The 17905-nt window shown below is 68.3% G+C and carries 17 protein-coding genes and 1 riboswitch; of the genes, 12 read left to right on the plus strand and 5 right to left on the minus strand.

The genetic code is table 11. The features are described 5' to 3' along the window. The first annotated feature begins 27 nt into the window (after positions 1 to 27). The 6 genes from LGN10_RS04090 to LGN10_RS04115 all read left to right on the plus strand — a co-directional run bounded on the left by LGN10_RS04090 (position 28) and on the right by LGN10_RS04115 (position 6137). Positions 28 to 1056, plus strand: coding sequence for an ABC transporter substrate-binding protein (locus LGN10_RS04090; protein WP_226221931.1), 1029 nt, complete (start codon positions 28 to 30; stop codon positions 1054 to 1056). A gap of 17 nt (positions 1057 to 1073) precedes the next feature. After that, a complete protein-coding gene (locus tag LGN10_RS04095; protein WP_089464641.1) occupies positions 1074 to 1898 on the plus strand; it encodes an ABC transporter permease in 825 nt (274 codons plus the stop codon). 10 nt (positions 1899 to 1908) lie between these two features. Next, a complete protein-coding gene (locus LGN10_RS04100; protein ID WP_059573918.1) occupies positions 1909 to 2805 on the plus strand; it encodes an ABC transporter permease in 897 nt (298 codons plus the stop codon). Positions 2806 to 2829: 24 nt separating this feature from the next. Continuing rightward, on the plus strand, positions 2830 to 3861 hold the full coding sequence (locus LGN10_RS04105) for an ABC transporter ATP-binding protein (protein WP_060313422.1): 1032 nt from the start codon (positions 2830 to 2832) through the stop codon (positions 3859 to 3861). An 84-nt stretch (positions 3862 to 3945) separates the two neighbouring features. Then, positions 3946 to 4770, plus strand: coding sequence for a phosphodiesterase (locus tag LGN10_RS04110; protein WP_226221933.1), 825 nt, complete (start codon positions 3946 to 3948; stop codon positions 4768 to 4770). A 167-nt stretch (positions 4771 to 4937) separates the two neighbouring features. Beyond that, positions 4938 to 6137: an MFS transporter gene (locus LGN10_RS04115; RefSeq protein WP_059573921.1), complete on the plus strand. Its 1200-nt coding sequence runs from the start codon at positions 4938 to 4940 to the stop codon at positions 6135 to 6137. Positions 6138 to 6173: 36 nt separating this feature from the next. Here the strand turns inward: LGN10_RS04115 and LGN10_RS04120 are convergent, their stop codons facing one another. Then, the gene (locus LGN10_RS04120; protein WP_226221934.1) at positions 6174 to 7373 is read right to left on the minus strand and encodes an EamA family transporter; all 1200 of its coding nucleotides are present in this window, start codon (positions 7371 to 7373) and stop codon (positions 6174 to 6176) included. 300 nt (positions 7374 to 7673) lie between these two features. Then, a complete protein-coding gene (locus LGN10_RS04125; RefSeq protein ID WP_185722996.1) occupies positions 7674 to 9062 on the minus strand; it encodes an RICIN domain-containing protein in 1389 nt (462 codons plus the stop codon). Between the two features lie 37 nt (positions 9063 to 9099). On the opposite strand from LGN10_RS04125, the gene LGN10_RS04130 reads away from it, so the two are divergent. Next, on the plus strand, positions 9100 to 9627 hold the full coding sequence (locus LGN10_RS04130) for a hypothetical protein (protein ID WP_226221936.1): 528 nt from the start codon (positions 9100 to 9102) through the stop codon (positions 9625 to 9627). A 215-nt stretch (positions 9628 to 9842) separates the two neighbouring features. Here the strand turns inward: LGN10_RS04130 and LGN10_RS04135 are convergent, their stop codons facing one another. The 3 genes from LGN10_RS04135 to LGN10_RS04145 all read right to left on the minus strand — a co-directional run bounded on the left by LGN10_RS04135 (position 9843) and on the right by LGN10_RS04145 (position 11667). After that, a complete protein-coding gene (locus LGN10_RS04135) occupies positions 9843 to 10631 on the minus strand; it encodes a molybdopterin-dependent oxidoreductase (RefSeq protein ID WP_226221938.1) in 789 nt (262 codons plus the stop codon). Positions 10632 to 10658: 27 nt separating this feature from the next. Next, positions 10659 to 11291, minus strand: coding sequence for a cytochrome b/b6 domain-containing protein (locus tag LGN10_RS04140; RefSeq protein ID WP_226221939.1), 633 nt, complete (start codon positions 11289 to 11291; stop codon positions 10659 to 10661). 76 nt (positions 11292 to 11367) lie between these two features. Beyond that, complete coding sequence (locus LGN10_RS04145) at positions 11368 to 11667, minus strand: pentapeptide MXKDX repeat protein (RefSeq protein ID WP_226221941.1); 300 nt, start codon at positions 11665 to 11667, stop codon at positions 11368 to 11370. A 268-nt stretch (positions 11668 to 11935) separates the two neighbouring features. Continuing rightward, positions 11936 to 12052: riboswitch (TPP riboswitch) on the plus strand. Positions 12053 to 12176: 124 nt separating this feature from the next. On the opposite strand from LGN10_RS04145, the gene thiC reads away from it, so the two are divergent. The 5 genes from thiC (at position 12177) to LGN10_RS04170 (ending at position 17875) form a co-directional block, all read left to right on the plus strand. Then, a complete protein-coding gene (gene thiC / locus LGN10_RS04150; RefSeq protein WP_059644103.1) occupies positions 12177 to 14108 on the plus strand; it encodes a phosphomethylpyrimidine synthase ThiC in 1932 nt (643 codons plus the stop codon). Positions 14109 to 14337: 229 nt separating this feature from the next. Next, entirely contained in the window at positions 14338 to 14550 is a 213-nt protein-coding gene (locus LGN10_RS04155; protein WP_059573926.1) for a glycine zipper 2TM domain-containing protein, read from the plus strand. A gap of 211 nt (positions 14551 to 14761) precedes the next feature. Continuing rightward, the gene (locus tag LGN10_RS04160) at positions 14762 to 15016 is read left to right on the plus strand and encodes a hypothetical protein (RefSeq protein WP_060965797.1); all 255 of its coding nucleotides are present in this window, start codon (positions 14762 to 14764) and stop codon (positions 15014 to 15016) included. 140 nt (positions 15017 to 15156) lie between these two features. Further along, a complete protein-coding gene (locus LGN10_RS04165; RefSeq protein ID WP_226221943.1) occupies positions 15157 to 16083 on the plus strand; it encodes a DMT family transporter in 927 nt (308 codons plus the stop codon). 511 nt (positions 16084 to 16594) lie between these two features. Next, positions 16595 to 17875, plus strand: coding sequence for an EAL domain-containing protein (locus tag LGN10_RS04170; RefSeq protein ID WP_059573929.1), 1281 nt, complete (start codon positions 16595 to 16597; stop codon positions 17873 to 17875). Positions 17876 to 17905 lie beyond the last annotated feature (30 nt).

Genomic DNA, 17905 nt, shown 5'->3' on the forward strand with positions numbered 1-17905 from the left:
ACCCTCCCACTCGCCCGGAGACCCACCGTGTCCTTTCGCCTGACCTCGCTGCTGCGCGCACTTGCCGCGCCGCTCGCCCTCGCCGCGCTCGTTGCCGGCGCCCCCGCGGCTCATGCCGACGAAACGGCGATCTGCTACAACTGCCCGCCCGAATGGGCCGACTGGGCCGCGCAGATCGCGGCGATCAAGCAGAAAACCGGCATTCGCGTGCCGTTCGACAACAAGAACTCGGGCCAGTCGATCGCGCAATTGATTGCCGAGCAGAAGAGCCCGGTCGCCGACGTCGTCTACTTGGGCGTGTCGTCGGCGTTCCAGGCAAAGGACAAGGGCGTGATCGCACCGTACAAGCCCGCGCACTGGAACGACATTCCCGCGAACCTGAAGGATCCGCAAGGCTACTGGTTCGCGATCCACTCGGGCACGCTCGGCTTCTTCGTGAACAAGGACGCGCTCGACGGCAAGCCGGTGCCGCGCTCCTGGGCCGATCTGCTGAAGCCCGAATACAAGGGCATGGTCGGCTACCTCGATCCGTCGAGCGCGTTCGTCGGCTACGCGGGCGCGGTCGCCGTCAACCAGGCGCTCGGCGGCAGCCTCGACAACTTCAAGCCGGCGCTCGACTGGTTTCGCAAGCTGAAGGCGAACGCGCCAATCGTGCCGAAGCAGACCGCGTATGCGCGCGTGCTGTCCGGCGAGATTCCGATCCTGCTCGACTACGACTTCGACGCGTATCGCGCGAAATACAAGGACAACGCGAACGTCGAGTTCGTGATCCCGAAGGAAGGCACGATCGCGGTGCCGTACGTGATGAGCCTCGTGAAGGGCGCGCCGCACGACGCGAACGGCAGGAAGGTGCTCGATTTCGTGCTGTCCGACGAAGGCCAGAAGCTGTGGGCCAATGCGTACCTGCGCCCGGTGCGCGCGCAGGCGCTCGGCGCCGACGTCGCCGCGAAGTTCCTGCCGGCGAGCGAATACGGGCGCGCCAAGCCGGTCGACTTCGGCAAGATGGCGGCCGGCCAGCAGGCGTTCGGCCAGCAGTACCTGCAAGTGATGCAGTAAGCCGCTGGACGCAACCGATGCTCGACCTCACTTTTCCGCTGCGCTGGCGCATCGCGCTCGTCGCGCCGGCGCTCGCGGTATTCGCCGCGTTCTGGCTGCTGCCGATGGCGTCGCTCGTGCAGGTGTCCGCCGACGGCGCCTTCTTCTCGCACTACGCGGCGCTGCTCGGCAATGCGCGCTACATGAAGAGCCTCGGCGAGACGGTCGCGCTGTCCGCGGGCGTCACGCTCGCGACGCTCGCGCTGTCGACGATCTCGGGCCTGCTGCTCGCGCGCCGCGAATTCGCCGGCAAGCGCGTGCTGCTCGCGCTGCTCACGTTTCCGCTCGCGTTCCCGGGCGTCGTCGTCGGCTTCATGGTGATCATGCTCGCCGGGCGCCAGGGGCTGATCGGCATGCTGTCGGCGAAGCTCACGGGCGACAAGTGGGTGTTCGCGTACTCGGTTGCCGGCCTGTTCATCGGCTACCTGTATTTCTCGATTCCGCGCGTGATCGTCACCGTGATCGCGGCCGCGTCGAAGCTCGACGCGTCGCTCGAGGAAGCCGCGCGTTCGCTCGGCGCGTCGCCGTGGCGCATCTTCGCCGACATCGTGCTGCCCGCGCTCGCGCCGGGCCTGATCGCGGCCGGCGCGATCTGCTTCGCGACCGCGATGGGCGCGTTCGGCACCGCGTTTACGCTCGCCACCGACCTGAACGTGCTGCCGATGACGATCTACACCGAGTTCACGCTGAACGCGAACATCGCGACGGCGGCAGGCCTCTCGATCGTGCTCGGCATCGTCACCTGGGCCGTGCTCGCGCTCGCGCGCCGCTTCACCGGCCACACCGCCGCCGCCGCGGCCTGAGGATTCCTTCATGCAATCGCTTCCCGGCTCTTCCACGCTGTCGTCGGCGCCCGCTCCGTCGCATGCGAACGGCGTCGCACGACGGGCACCGCGCGTCACGGGCGCGCGCGCGATCGCCGCGCTGCAATGGAGCGTCACGCTGCTGCTGTGCGCGTTCCTGATCGTGCCCGTCGTGATGTCAGTGCTCGCGGGGCTGACCGTCAACTATTTCCGCGGGCTGTCGAGCGGCCTCACGCTGCGCTGGCTCGAACAGGTGTGGCAGCAGTATCACGGCTCGGTCGCGCTGTCGCTCTACGTCGCGTTCGCGACGCTCGCGATCGTGCTCGCGATCGGCGTGCCGGCCGGCTATGCGCTCGCGCGCAGCAAGAGCCGCGTCGCGCGTGCGATCGAGGAAGCGCTCGTGCTGCCGGTCGCGCTGCCGGGGCTGGCCTCGGCGCTCGCGCTGCTGGTCGTGTACGGCGGCTTCACCGCATTCCGGATGAGCCTGTGGTTCATCGTCGTCGGCCACGTCGTGTTCACGCTGCCGTTCATGGTGCGCGCGGTCGCGGCGGTTGCGGCCGGCGCCGACCTGCGCACGCTCGAGGAAGGCGCGGCGAGCCTCGGCGCGTCGTTCGTCACGCGCTTCGTCACGATCGTGCTGCCGAACCTGCGGCCGGGCATCGTCGCCGGCGCGCTCGCGGTGCTCACGCTGTCGATCGGTGAGTTCAACCTCACGTGGATGCTGCATACGCCCGACACCAAGACGCTGCCGGTCGGGCTCGCCGATACCTATGCGTCGCTGCGCCTCGAAGTCGGCAGCGCGTACACGATCCTGTTCCTGCTGATGACGCTGCCGCTGCTCGTCGCGATGCAGTGGCTCGGCGTCGATCCGTCCGGGACGCGTGCGCTGAAGAAGCGCCCGCGCTGACCCTGTGCTGACTTTACCGATTCCATGAAACTCGATTCCACGCCCATCACCCTGACCGGCTGCGCGAAGACGTTCCGCGGCACACGCGTGCTCGAGCCGCTCGACCTGTCGATCGGCGCCGGGGAAACGCTCGTGCTGCTCGGGCCGTCCGGCTGCGGCAAGACGACCACGCTGCGCCTGATCGCGGGCCTCGACACGCCGGACGCCGGCGGCACGATCGCGTTCGGCGACGACGACGTGACCGCGCTGCCGATCGAGCGCCGGCAAGTCGGCATGGTGTTCCAGAACTACGCGCTGTTTCCGAACCTGACGGTGCGCGGCAACGTCGGCTACGGGCTGAAGATCCGCAAGACCGAGCCGCGCGCGTTGCGCGAACGCGTCGACGAACTGCTCGCGATGATGCGGCTCGACGCGCATGCGGACAAACCGGTCGATCAACTGTCGGGCGGCCAGCGTCAGCGCGTCGCGCTGGCGCGTGCGCTCGCGGTGCGGCCGCGCGTGCTGCTGCTCGACGAACCGCTGACCGCGCTCGACGCGAAGCTGCGCGACGTGCTGCGCCGCGACATGAACGCGCTGCTGCGCGCGCTCGGCGTGACGACCGTCTACGTGACGCACGATCAGGCCGAGGCGATGGAGCTCGGCGACCGGATCGTCGTGATGGGCGCGGGCCGCATCGAGCAGATCGGCACGCCGCGCGAGATCTACTACCACCCCGCGAACCGCACGGTCGCGCACTTCATCGGCACGCTGAACCGGCTGGCGGGCCAGTGGCGCGACGGGGCGCTCGCAACGACGGGCGGCGCGATCGTCACGCCGCATGCGGCCGACGAATGGTTCTTCCGCCCCGAGGACGCGCAACTCGCCGATCCCGCGCACGCGCCGCTGCGCGGGGCGGTCGGCGCATGCGCGTTCCTCGGCGAGCGCACGCGGCTCACGATCGAGCATGCGGCGCCCGACGCGCTCGTGATCGACGTACCGGGCCGCATCGCGCTCGCGCGCGGCACGGCGGTCGGTCTCACGATCGCGCCGGAAGGCCTGATCGCGCTCGGCGCGTAAGCCGCCGATCGGGCATCATGCATGCAGCCCCCCACGACGGCGCACGCCGCCGCGACAACAACCAGACGATTCCGAGGAACGACGATGCTGCTTGCTCAAATCAGCGATCTCCACATCAAGCGGCCGGGCCAGCTCGCGTACCGGCGCGTCGACACCGCGGCCGCGCTCGCGCGCTGCATCGCGAAGCTGAACGCACTCGTGCCGCGCCCCGACGCCGTGCTCGTCACCGGCGACCTGACCGACTTCGGCCACGATGAAGAGTACGGCAACCTGCGCGAGCTGCTCGCGGCACTCGAGATGCCGTACTACCTGATGATCGGCAATCATGACGACCGTGCCGGTCTGCGCCGCGCGTTCGCCGATCGCGCCGAGTTGCAGGACGGCGAATTCGTGCAGTACGCGCTCGACGTCGGCGCGGTGCGCGTGCTCGCGCTCGATTCGCAGGTGCCGGGCGCGAGCCACGGCGACCTGTGCGACGCGCGGCTCGCGTGGCTCGCCGCGCAGCTCGACGCCGCGCGCGCGCAGCCGGTGATCGTCGCGCTGCATCACCCGCCGTTCGTGTCGGGCATCGGCCACATGGACAAGCTGCGTCTAGCGCCCACCGCCGCCGCGAAACTCGATGCGCTGCTGCGCGCGCATCCCAACGTCGAGCGCGTGCTGTGCGGCCACGTGCACCGCACGATGTTCACGCGCTTCGGCGGCACGCTCGCGGCCGCGGTGCCGTCGCCCGCGCACCAGGTCGCGTTCGACCTGCGGGCCGACGCGCCGTCCGCGTTCCGGCTCGAACCGCCGGCGTTCGCGGTCCACCGTCATGCGCCCGATACGGGGATGACGTCGCATCACGTGTATATCGACGAAGGCGCGGGGCCGTATCCGTTCTACGAGCCGACGGGCGAGCTGGTCGACTGACCGATGTGAAGCGCGGTGACGGGCGACGGCCGGCCCGTCGCGCCGGCTTGCCGCCGGCAGGATTCGCGTCGCTCCGGTATGATCGGCAGCCTCGACCGGCGCCCGGCCTGCCGACGCATCCGACGCGTGCGCCGCCTGCCGCGCCGCCCCACTCCGTTGCCGCCGCCATGTCCACCGCCTCCACCGACCGTCCGACCGACGCCGCCTCGCCCCACTACTCGCGCAGCCTGCTGTTGCTGCTCGCGACGATCGCGGGCGTGTCGGTCGCGAACATCTACTACAACCAGCCGCTGCTCGACAGCTTCCGTGCGACCTTTCCGGACGGCGCGTCATGGATCGGCGCGGTGCCGACCGCGACGCAGCTCGGCTATGCGGCCGGCATGTTCCTGCTCGCGCCGCTCGGCGACCGTTTCGATCGCCGCGGGCTGATCCTGCTGCAGATCGCCGGGCTGTCGATCGCGCTGATCGTGGCGGCCGCCGCGCCGTCGCTGGCCGTGCTCGCGGTCGCGAGCCTCGCGATCGGCATCCTCGCGACCATCGCGCAGCAGGCCGTGCCGTTCGCCGCCGAAATCGCGCCGCCGGCCGAACGCGGCCACGCGGTCGGCACCGTGATGAGCGGCCTGCTGCTCGGCATCCTGCTCGCGCGTACCGCCGCCGGCTTCGTCGCAGAGTATTTCGGCTGGCGTGCGGTGTTCGCCGCCTCGGTCGCGGCGCTCGTCGCGCTCGCCGTCGTGATCGTGCTGCGGCTGCCGCGCAGCTCGCCGACGTCGACGCTGTCGTACGGCAAGCTGCTCGGCTCGATGTGGCATCTGGCCGTCGAATTGCGCGGGCTGCGCGAGGCATCGCTGACGGGCGCCGCGCTGTTCGCGGCGTTCAGCGCATTCTGGCCCGTGCTCACGCTGCTGCTCGCCGGCGCGCCGTTCCATCTCGGCCCGCAGGCAGCCGGATTGTTCGGGATCGTCGGCGCCGCGGGCGCGCTCGCCGCGCCGTATGCGGGCCGCTTCGCGGACACGCGCGGCCCGCGCGCGATCATCTCGCTCGCGATCGCGCTGCTCGCGCTGTCGTTCGTGATCTTCGCGCTGTCGGGGTCGAGCCTCGTCGGGCTCGTGATCGGCGTGATCGTGCTCGACGTGGGCGTGCAGGCCGCGCAGATCTCGAACCAGTCGCGCATCTATGCGCTGAAGCCCGACGCGCGCAGCCGCGTGAACACGGTGTACATGGTGTGCTACTTCATCGGCGGCGCGCTCGGCTCGTCGGCCGGCGTCGCCGCATGGCGCGCGTTCGGCTGGACCGGCATGTGCGCGGCCGGCCTGCTGTTTGCCGCGCTCGCCGGCTGGTCCCACCATCGCGGCGGCCGGCGCGGCTGAGCGGGATCGGCTGCGGCTGCTGCGGCTACGGCGGCGTCACGCGTCGGTGCGCGCGGCGGCCGGCTCGGCGGCGGCGGGCGGCGGCGCGAACGCCGGGGCCGGGTCGATCACCGCGCCGGGATCCATGACCGCGGCAGGCGTCGGTACCGCCAACGGGACGGCCGAAGGCGCGAGAATCGGCGCCGGATCGGGTGTCGCCATCGGCTCGGACGGCGGCGAAGCATCGCTTGTGAGCGCCTGCTCCATCGCCGCGGCCGGTGCGGCCGGTGAAGTGGCGGCCGAGGCGGTGGCCGTCGCAGCCGCGGGCCGACGCGCCGGATCGAACACGAACGACAACCCGACGCTGCCGAGAATCGCGACGGTCGCGACGACGGTCGCCATCGTCACCGGTTCGCCAAGCAGCAGCGCACCGAGCGCAACCGCGACGATCGGGTTCACATACATGCAGCTGCTCGCGATGATCGGGCTCGTATGGCGGATCAGATAACCGTACGCGACGTACGCGGCCATCGTGCAGAACACCATCAGGTACACGAACGCGAACACCGACCCGACGGCCAGTTGTTCGACGCGTTCGCCCAACAGCCACGCGACGATCGTCGACATCAGCCCGCCGAGGCCGATCTGCAGCGACGTCGACAGGAACAGGTCGGACGGCAGCTTGAGCCGCGTCGCGAGATGCGCGCCGCCCGCCCAGAACAGTGCGCCGGCCAGCACGCAGATCGTGCCGAGCGCCGAGTTCGCGGCGGCCGCGCCGCCCGAATTCAGCACGACGATGCCGACCATCCCGAGCGCGACGGCCGCCCATTCGCCCTTCGCCACCGGCCGCCCGGCGACCGCCGCGATCACGGTCGCGAACAGCGGCACCGTGGCCACCATCACCGCGGCCGACCCGCTGCTGACCGTGCGCATGCCGAGCGCGATCGTGCCGGACGACAGCGCGACGAGCATCGTGCCGACGATCGCCGAGTTGCGGATTTCCAGCAGCGTCGGCCATTCGGGCTTGCGCCGCAGCGCGAAGATGAACAGGCCGACCCCACCGAGCAGGTTGCGCAGCCCCGACAGCAGCAGCGGCGGAAACGACTGCAGCGCGAAATGCAGCCCGCTGTAAGTCGAGCCCCAGACGAAATAGATGAAGACGAGCGCCAGCGCCACGCGACCGCCGCGGCTTTGGGGCAGGCGGATCCGGAACGAAAATCGGGCGAGGAAATCGAGAAGGCGGTCGAGCGGTGTCATTGCGCTGCCCGCCCGCACGTCGCGTCGCGTGCTCCGCGGAAAGACGCCGGCAATGCCGGCAAACGGTCCAGGCGGAACCGGGAAGGCAGAGCAAACGTGCGGAACGACATGGCAGTGCGAACGGCGACGAAAAAGAACCGGCAAGCGGCGGCAGAGGGACAAAAAAACGCGCGCAACCGTTTTCGGTTGCGCACGCTCGGCATTATGGCATCAAGGATTCGAAAGCATCGTCAGACCTATCCGAAAGGATCGGGAGTGACGTTTCGGCGCGACACCTGGCGTGCCGCGAGCCCTTCCCGTCTACCGCGCCAGTTCGACCTGCACGACCGCGCCGCTCTCGTCGGCCGACAGCACGGTGATCCGGCGTCCGGACACCGTATCGACGATCGACTTGCCCGGCATCAGCGGCGCGTCCTTCATGCCGTCCGCGCTGCCGGGCGTCGCATCGACGAGGGTGTTCTTGATGCTCACGGTGTTCGGGTGGCGCATGATCCGCACCGTCACGCCGTTGACGAACGGCGACGTGTCCGGCCAGTCCTCGAACGTGCCGCGCTTGCCTGCGTCGAGCTGCGGACGGCGGAATTCGAGCACCAGCGCCGAGCCGTCCCCACGCGGCAGCCGGTAGCCCTGCTTGCCCGGCAGCGTGCTCCACAACGGCGCGAGGCGATACGTGCCGGGCTTGACGATGGCGGGCACGTCCTCCTCGGAAAGCCAGCCGGTAAACAACTGGTAATCGACGGGATACATCCGCCGGCCGCCACCGCCCACGGTATCGGTCGGATCGTCGATGCCGCCCGTCACGCAGCCGTTGCCGATCACGACGGCGCCATCCTTGACCGGGCAGTGTTGCAGCGAATCGGGGTGGTGTACGCCGAGCCCGTGCCCGAACTCGTGCGTCCACATCCAGTACCCATGCCCGGAGCCGTTCGACAGGATCCACGCGCCCGGGCTCCCGGCCAGACCTGAAAATCTGCATTCGCGGTTCGACGGGAAATCGACGAACAACAAGTTGAACTTGCCGGCATCGACGCCGCGCGCCTTCGCCGCGGCCTTCGCCTGCGCGCGAATGGCGACCGAATCGCACCCCTTGGGGAAATCGCCGAGATCCACGTCGGTCAGCATCGTGCCTTCGATCCCGAACTTGCCGCGCGATGCCAGCTTGAGGTAGTGCGCGAGCGACGAAAAATCGTCGCCGTCACCGAATACCGCCTTGCGGATCGGCTCGGCGGGATTCGCCGTCTGGCCCGTAAAGCGGCCCGTTATCAGCAACACGCGATCGGTGCCGCCGACCCTGCGCATCAGGGTCGGCACTTCACCTTCGTAGGTCCAGCGTGCGGCGGGCTGGCCAGCCTCGGGCAGCATCGCGAGCGCGTCCTCCGTCGCCTGCAGCGCGGTGCCTTTGTTCGTATCGGCCCAGTGCTTGTTCAGCATCGTGAACGCGCCGTTCGGATCGAGCATCGCCGCACGCCACAGCCGCGTCGTCGGGTAATCGGCGCCGCCGCACGACGACATGCTCACCGCGCCCGGCGCGGCAGGCGCCGCACGCAGGCAGACGTCGCGGCTCTGCGATGCGGCCAGCACGTTCTTCACCCTGAAGTTCTCGTTGTTGGCCCGCTCCATCCGCCAGCGCTGCGCGTCCGATCCCGAACAGGCCGCGAACCCGACGGACACGCCATCGACAGTCGACATCGTGAGGCAACGCTCACCGCCTTGCGCGAGGTTGCGGATGGCGAAGCTCGTGTCGATGGGTGCTGGCGGCGGTTCGATTGGGGGTGGTTCGACCGGCGGAGGCTCGACCGGCGGAGGCTCGACCGGCGGAGGCTCGACCGGCGGAGGCACAACCGGCGGCGGCACAACCGGCGGCGGCACAACCGGCGGCGGCACAACCGGCGGCGGCACAACCGGCGGCGGCACAACCGGCGGCGGCACAACCGGCGGCGGCACAACCGGCGGCGGCTCGCCGGGCACCTCCTCGGGCAGCGTGGGCGCCGGATCGGCCAGTTCGACGTCGCCCGGCTCCGGACGCGGGCTCGCGTCCTCGATCTGCACGACCTCGGACGAATCGTCACCGCCGCAGGCCGACAACGTCAAACCCGCCAGCAGACAAAATGCTCCCAACGGCAAACCACGCCGAAAAAATACAAGATTCATGCTAATCGACTCACCGCGAATAGGAAAAAGGAAGGCGCAGCCGCACACGCATCACACCGTGCGCGACCAGCGTTACTCGACCTGTCATTCGCGATTCGAATAGCGAATAGGTTAAATTCCGCTGCTGCCAGATACATACGTCAATTGACGCCGATCTCCCGCGAGGAGATCGGCGCGACGAGAAAATTATAAAATTCGACGTATTCGGCAAACAATCGTACAAGTACTAAATTACGATCCTCATTAACGCCATGAAATTCGATCTTTACCGATCTTTTTCGAGATAAGTCGCCAGTCCATCGCGCGATGCGGCCCACGTCACGATCCGCCGAACCAGTTGTAGCCCTGATCTACCCAGTAGCCGCCCGGGAACGTATCGGTCACGAAGATTTCCATGATGTGCTTCGGGTTCTTGTAGCCGAGCTTGGTCGGCATCCGCAGCTTCATCGGGAAACCGTACTCCGGCGGCAGCTGGCGGCCGTCGTATTCGAACGCGAGCAGCGTCTGTGGATGCAGCGCGGTCGGCATGTCGATGCTTTCGTAGTAGTCGTCCGCGCACTTGAAGCCCACGTATTTCGCGTGTGTGTCCGCGCCGGCGCGCGCGAGGAATGCGCCGAACGGCGTGCCGCCCCAGCGGCCGATCGCGCTCCACCCTTCCACGCAGATATGGCGCGTGATCTGTTCCGCGTGCGGCAGTGCGCGAAGCTCGTCGAGCGTCCATACGCGCTTGCCCGTCACGCGGCCCGACAGCACGAGCCGATACGTCGACTCGTCGACGTGCCGCACTTCGTCGATCCCGTAGTACGCGTTGAACGGGAACGGGCGCGTGATGTCGGCCTCGGTGTAGGTCGGCGCGAGCTGGTTCGGGTTGAACAGCCACGCCTGCACGCGATCGTTCATGCGCGACACTTTCTCGAGGAACGTGTTGACCGACGCGTCGTCCTGCAGCGTGCAGCCGGTCAGCATCGCGAGGCCGCCGAGCGTCAGCACGCGCCGGTTGAAGAGCCGTCGCGACGGCATCTCGAGTTCGCGGCGCACGTCGAGCTCGAGCGACTTCCGGTCAAGCGTCCAGCGCGGCTCGCCGCGTTTTTTTTCGGATTCCGACATGATAATTTCCTTCGCCCGCGAAGCGGGTCAGCGGCCGCGCAGCATCGCGAGCAGCGAGCGCGGCACGAGCAACGCCATCGCGACATGGACGACGACGAACGCGACCAGCAGCGACATCGCCCAGAAATGCACGATGCGCGCATTGTCGTAACCGCCGAACAACTCGCGCAACAGCGGGAACTGTACCGATTTCCAGATCGCGAGCCCCGACAGCACCAAGACGACGAGATCGACGATCGCGGTCAGATACGCGGCACGTTGCACCGAGTTGTAGACGCTCAGGTCGTCGTGCGACAGCCGCCCGCCGAGCGCGGCGCGCACGTCGCGCCACACCGACGCCGGCGTCACGGGCAGCAGCTTGCGTGCGAAGCGTCCCGTCGCGATCGCCATCGCGAGGTAGAACAGCCCGTTGCCGACCAGCAGCCACATCGCCGCGAAATGCCATTGCAGCGCACCGCCAAGCCAGCCGCCGAGCGTGATGCCGTGCGCGAACGTGAACGACGGATAGATCGGCGACGCGTCATAGATACGCCAGCCGGACAACGCCATCAGGATCGCCGCGAGCGCGTTGAGCCAGTGGCTCGCGCGCACCCACCGCGGATGGATCGTCGGCGCGGGCGGCGGCGCACTCGCGCGATCCGTGACAGGGACCGTTTGCATGATGAATACTCCCGGGATGATGTGGCGGGACGCGACGCGCGCCCGTGACCGGCCGGCCGCGCCCCGCACGCATTCGTTAGTTCGACGGGCTCATGGCGTCCTTCTTCATCGCGTCGTCCTTCTTCATCGAATCGTGGCCCATCGCGTCCTTCTTCATCGAATCGTGACCCATCGCGTCCTTCTTCATCGCCTGCTTCTTCATGCCGTCCTTCTTCATGCCGTCCTTCTTCATGCCGTCCTTCGACATCGCGTCGTGGCCCATCGCGTCCTTCGACATCGACATGCCGTCCTTCGACATCGCATCGTTCTGCGCGTAGGCCCCCGTTGCGATCGTGGCAAGTGCGGCGATACAGGTGGCGACGAATACTTTTTTCATGACATCTCTCCGATACATGGGTTAAGGAGCCGAATAGACGGAGCACGCGGACGGAAATGACAGCGATGACGAAAATTTTTTTGCGCCTGAAAAAAGGGAACGGACTACTGCCCCGCTCGGCCGTTCTGTACGGCCCTGCATCGCGGTTCGACCGCAGCGCTTGCTGCGGCGCAGCGTGCGCGCACCAGCGGCCGCGATCCGGCCATCGCCCGGCGCCATCCGCGCCGCATCCGGTTGAAACCGCCGCCAAGCCGGTGTATCGTGTGCGCTGCTAACGCGGGGGTCCTGCAATGCGTTCGGTCAAACAACCGGCATTGCGGGTGAGAAATACCCTTTGAACCTGATCTGGATAATGCCAGCGCAGGGAAGCGTACGGATTTCGCCGCCATCCCTCTGACGAAACCCGCCGCCTCACCAAGCCTTGTCTCCTGCTTAGCTCGAGCCCCACATTCGTCAAGGGCTCCGGGCAAGCGCCGAAGCGCCTGTCCGGCGCCCGCACAGGAGATTGCATGAACGCCAATCCGAAGTTTCTGTCTGCCGACGCCCACGTCGACGCCGCCGCCGTCGCCCCGCTGCCCAATTCGCGCAAGGTGTATGTCACCGGCTCGCAACCCGACATCCGCGTGCCGATGCGCGAGATCACGCAGGCCGACACGCCGACCGGCTTCGGCGGCGAGAAGAATCCGCCGATCTACGTGTACGACACGTCGGGCCCGTACACCGATCCGGACGCGAAGATCGACATCCGCGCGGGCCTGCCCGCACTGCGTCAGCGCTGGATCGAAGCGCGCGGCGACACCGAAGTGCTCCCCGGCCTGTCGAGCCGGTACGGCCTCGAGCGCGCGGCCGACCCGGCCACCGCCGACCTGCGTTTCCCCGGCCTGCACCGCAACCCGCGCCGCGCGCAGCCCGGCAAGAACGTCACGCAGATGCACTACGCGCGTCAGGGCATCATCACGCCGGAAATGGAATACATCGCGATCCGCGAGAACCAGCGCCGCGCCGAATACATCGAGAGCCTGAAGTCGAGCGGCCCGAACGGCGCGAAACTCGCCGCGATGATGGGCCGCCAGCATCCGGGCCAGGCGTTCGGCGCCGCGGCCTTCGGCGCGAACGCGCTGGCCGAGATCACGCCGGAATTCGTGCGCGACGAAGTCGCGCGCGGCCGCGCGATCATCCCCGCGAACATCAACCACCCGGAATCCGAGCCGATGATCATCGGCCGCAACTTCCTCGTGAAGATCAACGCGAACATCGGCAACTCGGCCGTCACGTCGTCGATCGGCGAGGAAGTCGACAAGATGACGTGGGCGATCCGCTGGGGCGGCGACACGGTGATGGATCTGTCGACCGGCAAGCACATCCATGAAACGCGCGAATGGATCATCCGCAACAGCCCGGTGCCGATCGGCACGGTGCCGATCTACCAGGCGCTCGAAAAGGTCAACGGCAAGGCCGAGGACCTGACCTGGGAAATCTTCCGCGACACGCTGATCGAACAGGCCGAGCAAGGCGTCGACTACTTCACGATCCACGCGGGCGTGCGCCTGCAGTACGTGCCGCTCACCGCGAACCGGATGACGGGCATCGTGTCGCGCGGCGGCTCGATCATGGCGAAGTGGTGCCTCGCGCATCACAAGGAAAGCTTCCTGTACGAACACTTCGAAGAGATCTGCGAGATCATGAAGGCGTACGACGTGAGCTTCTCGCTCGGCGACGGCCTGCGCCCCGGCTCGATCTACGACGCGAACGACGAAGCGCAGCTCGGCGAACTGAAGACGCTCGGCGAGCTCACGCAGATCGCGTGGAAGCACGACGTGCAGGTGATGATCGAAGGCCCCGGCCACGTGCCGATGCAGTTGATCAAGGAGAACATGGATCTCCAGCTCGACTGGTGCAAGGAAGCGCCGTTCTACACGCTCGGGCCGCTGACCACCGACATCGCGCCGGGCTACGACCACATCACGTCGGGCATCGGCGCCGCGATGATCGGCTGGTTCGGCACCGCGATGCTGTGCTACGTGACGCCGAAGGAACACCTCGGCCTGCCGAACAAGGACGACGTGAAGGAAGGCATCATCACGTACAAGCTCGCCGCGCACGCCGCAGACCTCGCCAAGGGTCATCCGGGCGCGCAGGTGCGCGACAACGCGCTGTCGAAGGCCCGCTTCGAATTCCGCTGGGAAGACCAGTTCAACATCGGTCTCGACCCGGACAAGGCGCGCGAATTCCACGACGAGACGCTGCCGAAGGATTCGGCGAAGGTCGCGCACTTCTGCTCGATGTGCGGCCCGCACTTCTGCTCGATGAAGATCACGCAGGACGTGCGCGAGTTCGCGGCGCAGCAAGGCGTGTCGGAAGCCGAAGCGCTGAAGAAGGGGATGGAGGTCAAGGCAGTCGAGTTCGTGAAGACCGGCGCCGAGATCTACCACCGCCAGTAAGCGCGCGGCGAGCCGCACCGCTCGCATCGCGCCGCGCGAAGCCCGCTTTCGAGCGGGCTTTTTTGCGCATGCCGCGTGCCTGCCGGCGCAGGGGAAACAATTGATTACGAAACCGCGCGAGCCTTAACAAGTCCTTACAGCAGCGCCGCGGGACGGCGCGTAGATTGGGGACATGCGCGGCCGCCGGCCGGTCGCGCGCCCTCCGTTCACTACCACAAGGACAACGATCATGAATTCGATTCGGCGTTTTGGGGTATGCGCGCTCCTCGTCGCGACAGTGGCCAGCTTGTCGGCCTGCGATTCGATGTCGCGGCGTCAGCGCGATACGGCAATCGGTGCGGGTGTCGGCGGCGTCGCCGGCGCGGCGATCGGCGGCAACGCGCTGTCGACGCTGGGCGGCGCGGCGGCCGGCGGCATCATCGGTAACCAGATCGGCAAGTAAGCAGCCCGACTCCGGCCGGCCGGGCGTCATCCGGCCACGGCCGATCGGCTCAACGGCGCTTCCGCACCGCGGACGCGCCGTTTTTGCATGTAGCGCCGCGGAGCGTGGCCGCGGACCGGAAATGATCGGTTACCGTTTCTCATACCGTGTCATCGGTACTCGGCCTAAGCTTCAGGTATCTGCCGATAGCCGGCTGCGCCGGAGACACATCATGAACAGGACCTTCGTCGCCGCGGCGCTTGCCTGCGCGACGCTTGCCGGCTGCTATTACCCGTACGCCTACTATCCCGGAGGCTATTACACGGCGGCGCCGGCGCCGGTACAGCCCGCGCCCGTGTATGTCGATCCGGCCCCCGCCTACTACTATCCGGCGCCTGCGTATGGGCCGGCGTGGGGCGGCTATTGGGGCCCGGCACTGTCGCTCAATTTCGGCTTCGGCGGACGCGGCGGCTGGCGTCATCGCTGATCGGCCGCGCCGCGCGTGGCCGCCCGCCGCCGGGCACGACCGGCGACGTTCCCGTTTCTTGTCGTTTCATCCGATCGTGAAACGACGGTGTGGTAACGCGGTGTAAGATCCTCGCATCCCGTCCCCGCCCTCCCCGATCGATGTCGCCCAAAAACGCTTTCCTGCTGACCGTGCTCGCCGCCCTGTGGGGCGCGTCCTTCCTGTTCATCCGGATCGGCGTGGTCGATTTCGGCGTCGCGCCGCTGATGGCGCTGCGCGTGGGCATCGGCGCGCTGTTTCTCGCGGGCTTCGCGCTGACGCGCTTCAAACCGGCCGATCTCGGCACCCGGTTGCGCCGTCATGCATGGCCGCTGTTCGTCGTCGGCGCGCTGAATTCCGGCATCCCGTTCTGCCTGTTCGCGTTCGCCGAGTTGACGCTGTCGGCCGGCGTGACGTCGGTGATCAACGCGACGACGCCGCTGTGGGGCGCGCTCGTCGCTTATCTGTGGCTGAAGGACAAGCTGTCGCTGCCGCGCGCGCTCGGCCTCGTCATCGGGTTCGCCGGCGTACTCACGCTCGTGTGGAACCAGATCGCGACCGCGCACGGCGACACGGGCGCCGGCGCGACCGCGCTCGCCGCGGCGGCAGCACTCGGCGCGACGCTGCTGTACGGCGTCGCGGCCAACTATACGAAACGCAACCTCGGCGGCGTCGATCCGCTCGTCAACGCAGCGGGCAGCATGATCGGCTCGACCGTGCTGCTGCTGCCTTTCGCGATCGCGACGTGGCCGGCCGCGCCGATCGGCGTGCACGCATGGGGCGCGGTGCTCGCGCTCGGCGTCGCGTGCACGGGCATCGCCTATTTCATCTTCTTCTACCTGATCGCGCACATCGGGCCCGCCCGCGCGATTACCGTGACGTTCGTGATCCCCGTGTTCGGCCTGCTGTGGGGCGCGCTGTTCCTCGGCGAACACGTGTCGGCCGTGATGATCGAAGGCTGCGCGATCGTGCTCGTCGGCACCGCGCTCGCGACCGGCGTGATCAAGCGGATTCCCGGCGTCCGGCCCCGCGGCGGCGAAGCGGCCTGACGATCGGCACGCCGGGCGCGCACGGACCGTCGCAGGCCGCCCGCTGGCCGCGGCCCAGTGGCCGCCGCGCGGCAATGCCGATGACGGCGCGCCGCGGGTTGGCCGACATGCCGCCGATCGCACCGCGGCGCGCGGCATTCGTCTCATTCGTCTGACAGCGGCGGCCGGCCGCCGGGATTTCCCGTATCGGGCGGCAACGACGCACGATCACGCCCTGTCGCGGGATGCTCGCCCGCGGCCGCGGCGCGCTTCGTTTCGCGACGATCATGCACCGTACGCACGCATGCGGCGCCCCCGGCCGCGCCGCCGCCCGCGTGCCGGAATCGCGATGTAGCGTTTGCGTCTGGAGTTACCCTGATACGCGCGCCGCGGCAATCCCGTTACACTCGGGACACTTATCCGCAGAAGGCAGTCTCGATGCCCCACGTTCTTTCGCGTCCGCCTGCGCATGCGGCTGCATCGGCGTGGCGGAGTGTCGACGCCCCGCCGCCCCCGCCTGGGCACCGTTGACATGAAGCCCACCCGCGACCTGTCGCTCGACGCCCTGCTCGAACGCCTCACGCCGACACCCCACGGCTGGCTCGCCACCTATCGCACCACGACCTTGCGCAGCGTGTTCCAGCCCGTGCTGTCGATCACGCACAAGCGCGTCGTCGGCTACGAGGCGCTGCTGCGCGTCGTCGACGGGAACGGCGCGCTGGCGTCGCCCACCGCCCTGCTCGACAAGACGCGCGGCGACGCCGACGCGCTGCTGCTCGACCGGCTCGCGCGCTGCCTGCACACGGCCAACTTCGTCGCGCAGGGCATCGGCGATGGCTGGCTGTTCCTGAACGTGACGCCGCGCGTACTCGATACGGGCCTCGTACAGCGCGAGTTCGTCGAGGCGCTATGCCGGCATTTCGCGCTGCCGCCGAACCGCATCGTGCTGGAAGTGGTCGAGCAGCCGGCGCGCGACGAAGCCGCGCTCGCCCGCACGATCGACATGATCCAGCATCGCGATTTCCTGATCGCGATCGACGATTTCGGCACCGGCTTCTCGAACTTCGACCGCGTGTGGCGGGCGCGACCCGACATCGTGAAGCTCGACCGCTCGCTCGTCGAGCGTTCGACCAGCTCGGCCGAGGACCGCCGCATCATGCATCACCTCGTGTCGATGCTGCACCAGGCCGGCGCGATGGTGCTGGCCGAAGGCGTGGAAAGCGACGACGCGTTGCAGGCGCTGATGGAAGCCGACATCGATTTCGTGCAGGGTTTCCGGTTCGGTCAGCCCGATGCATCGATCGCGCACGCGAGCGCGGCGGCGCCCGCGATGCTCGACGCCGCGTGGCGGCGCTTCATCGCCCGCCGGCACACGCCGGTGGCCGCCGGGCAGCCGGGCTTCGACGCGATCGAACGCCTCGTGCTCGGCGGCGCGGCCGCGTTTTCGGCGAGCGGCAACCTGCAGGACGCCGCACAACGCGTATTCGCGGTGCCTGCCGCGCGTCGCGTGTTCGTCACGGACGAGACGGGCGAACAGTTCCTGCCGTCGATCGGCGCCCCGCTCGACGATAGTCAGGCGAGCGCGACCCGCCTCGCCCCGTTGTTCCCGGAGACCCACAGCAACTGGTCGCGACGCCCGTATTTCCAGCGCGCGATCGCCGCCCCCGGGCGCGTCGCGCTGATGGGCCCGCACTTTTCGCTGACGGAAGGCCGCGACTGCTATACGGCCGCCGTCGCGATCCGCGCGCAGAGCCGGCTCGTCGTGTTCTGCGTCGATTTCGTGCTCGACAGCGCCGGAACCGTGATGCGCTAACGGGCCGCGCGCGGCGGACCTTCGCTCGCG

This window comes from Burkholderia sp. AU32262, from assembly GCF_020419985.1.
Lineage (GTDB): Bacteria > Pseudomonadota > Gammaproteobacteria > Burkholderiales > Burkholderiaceae > Burkholderia > Burkholderia semiarida.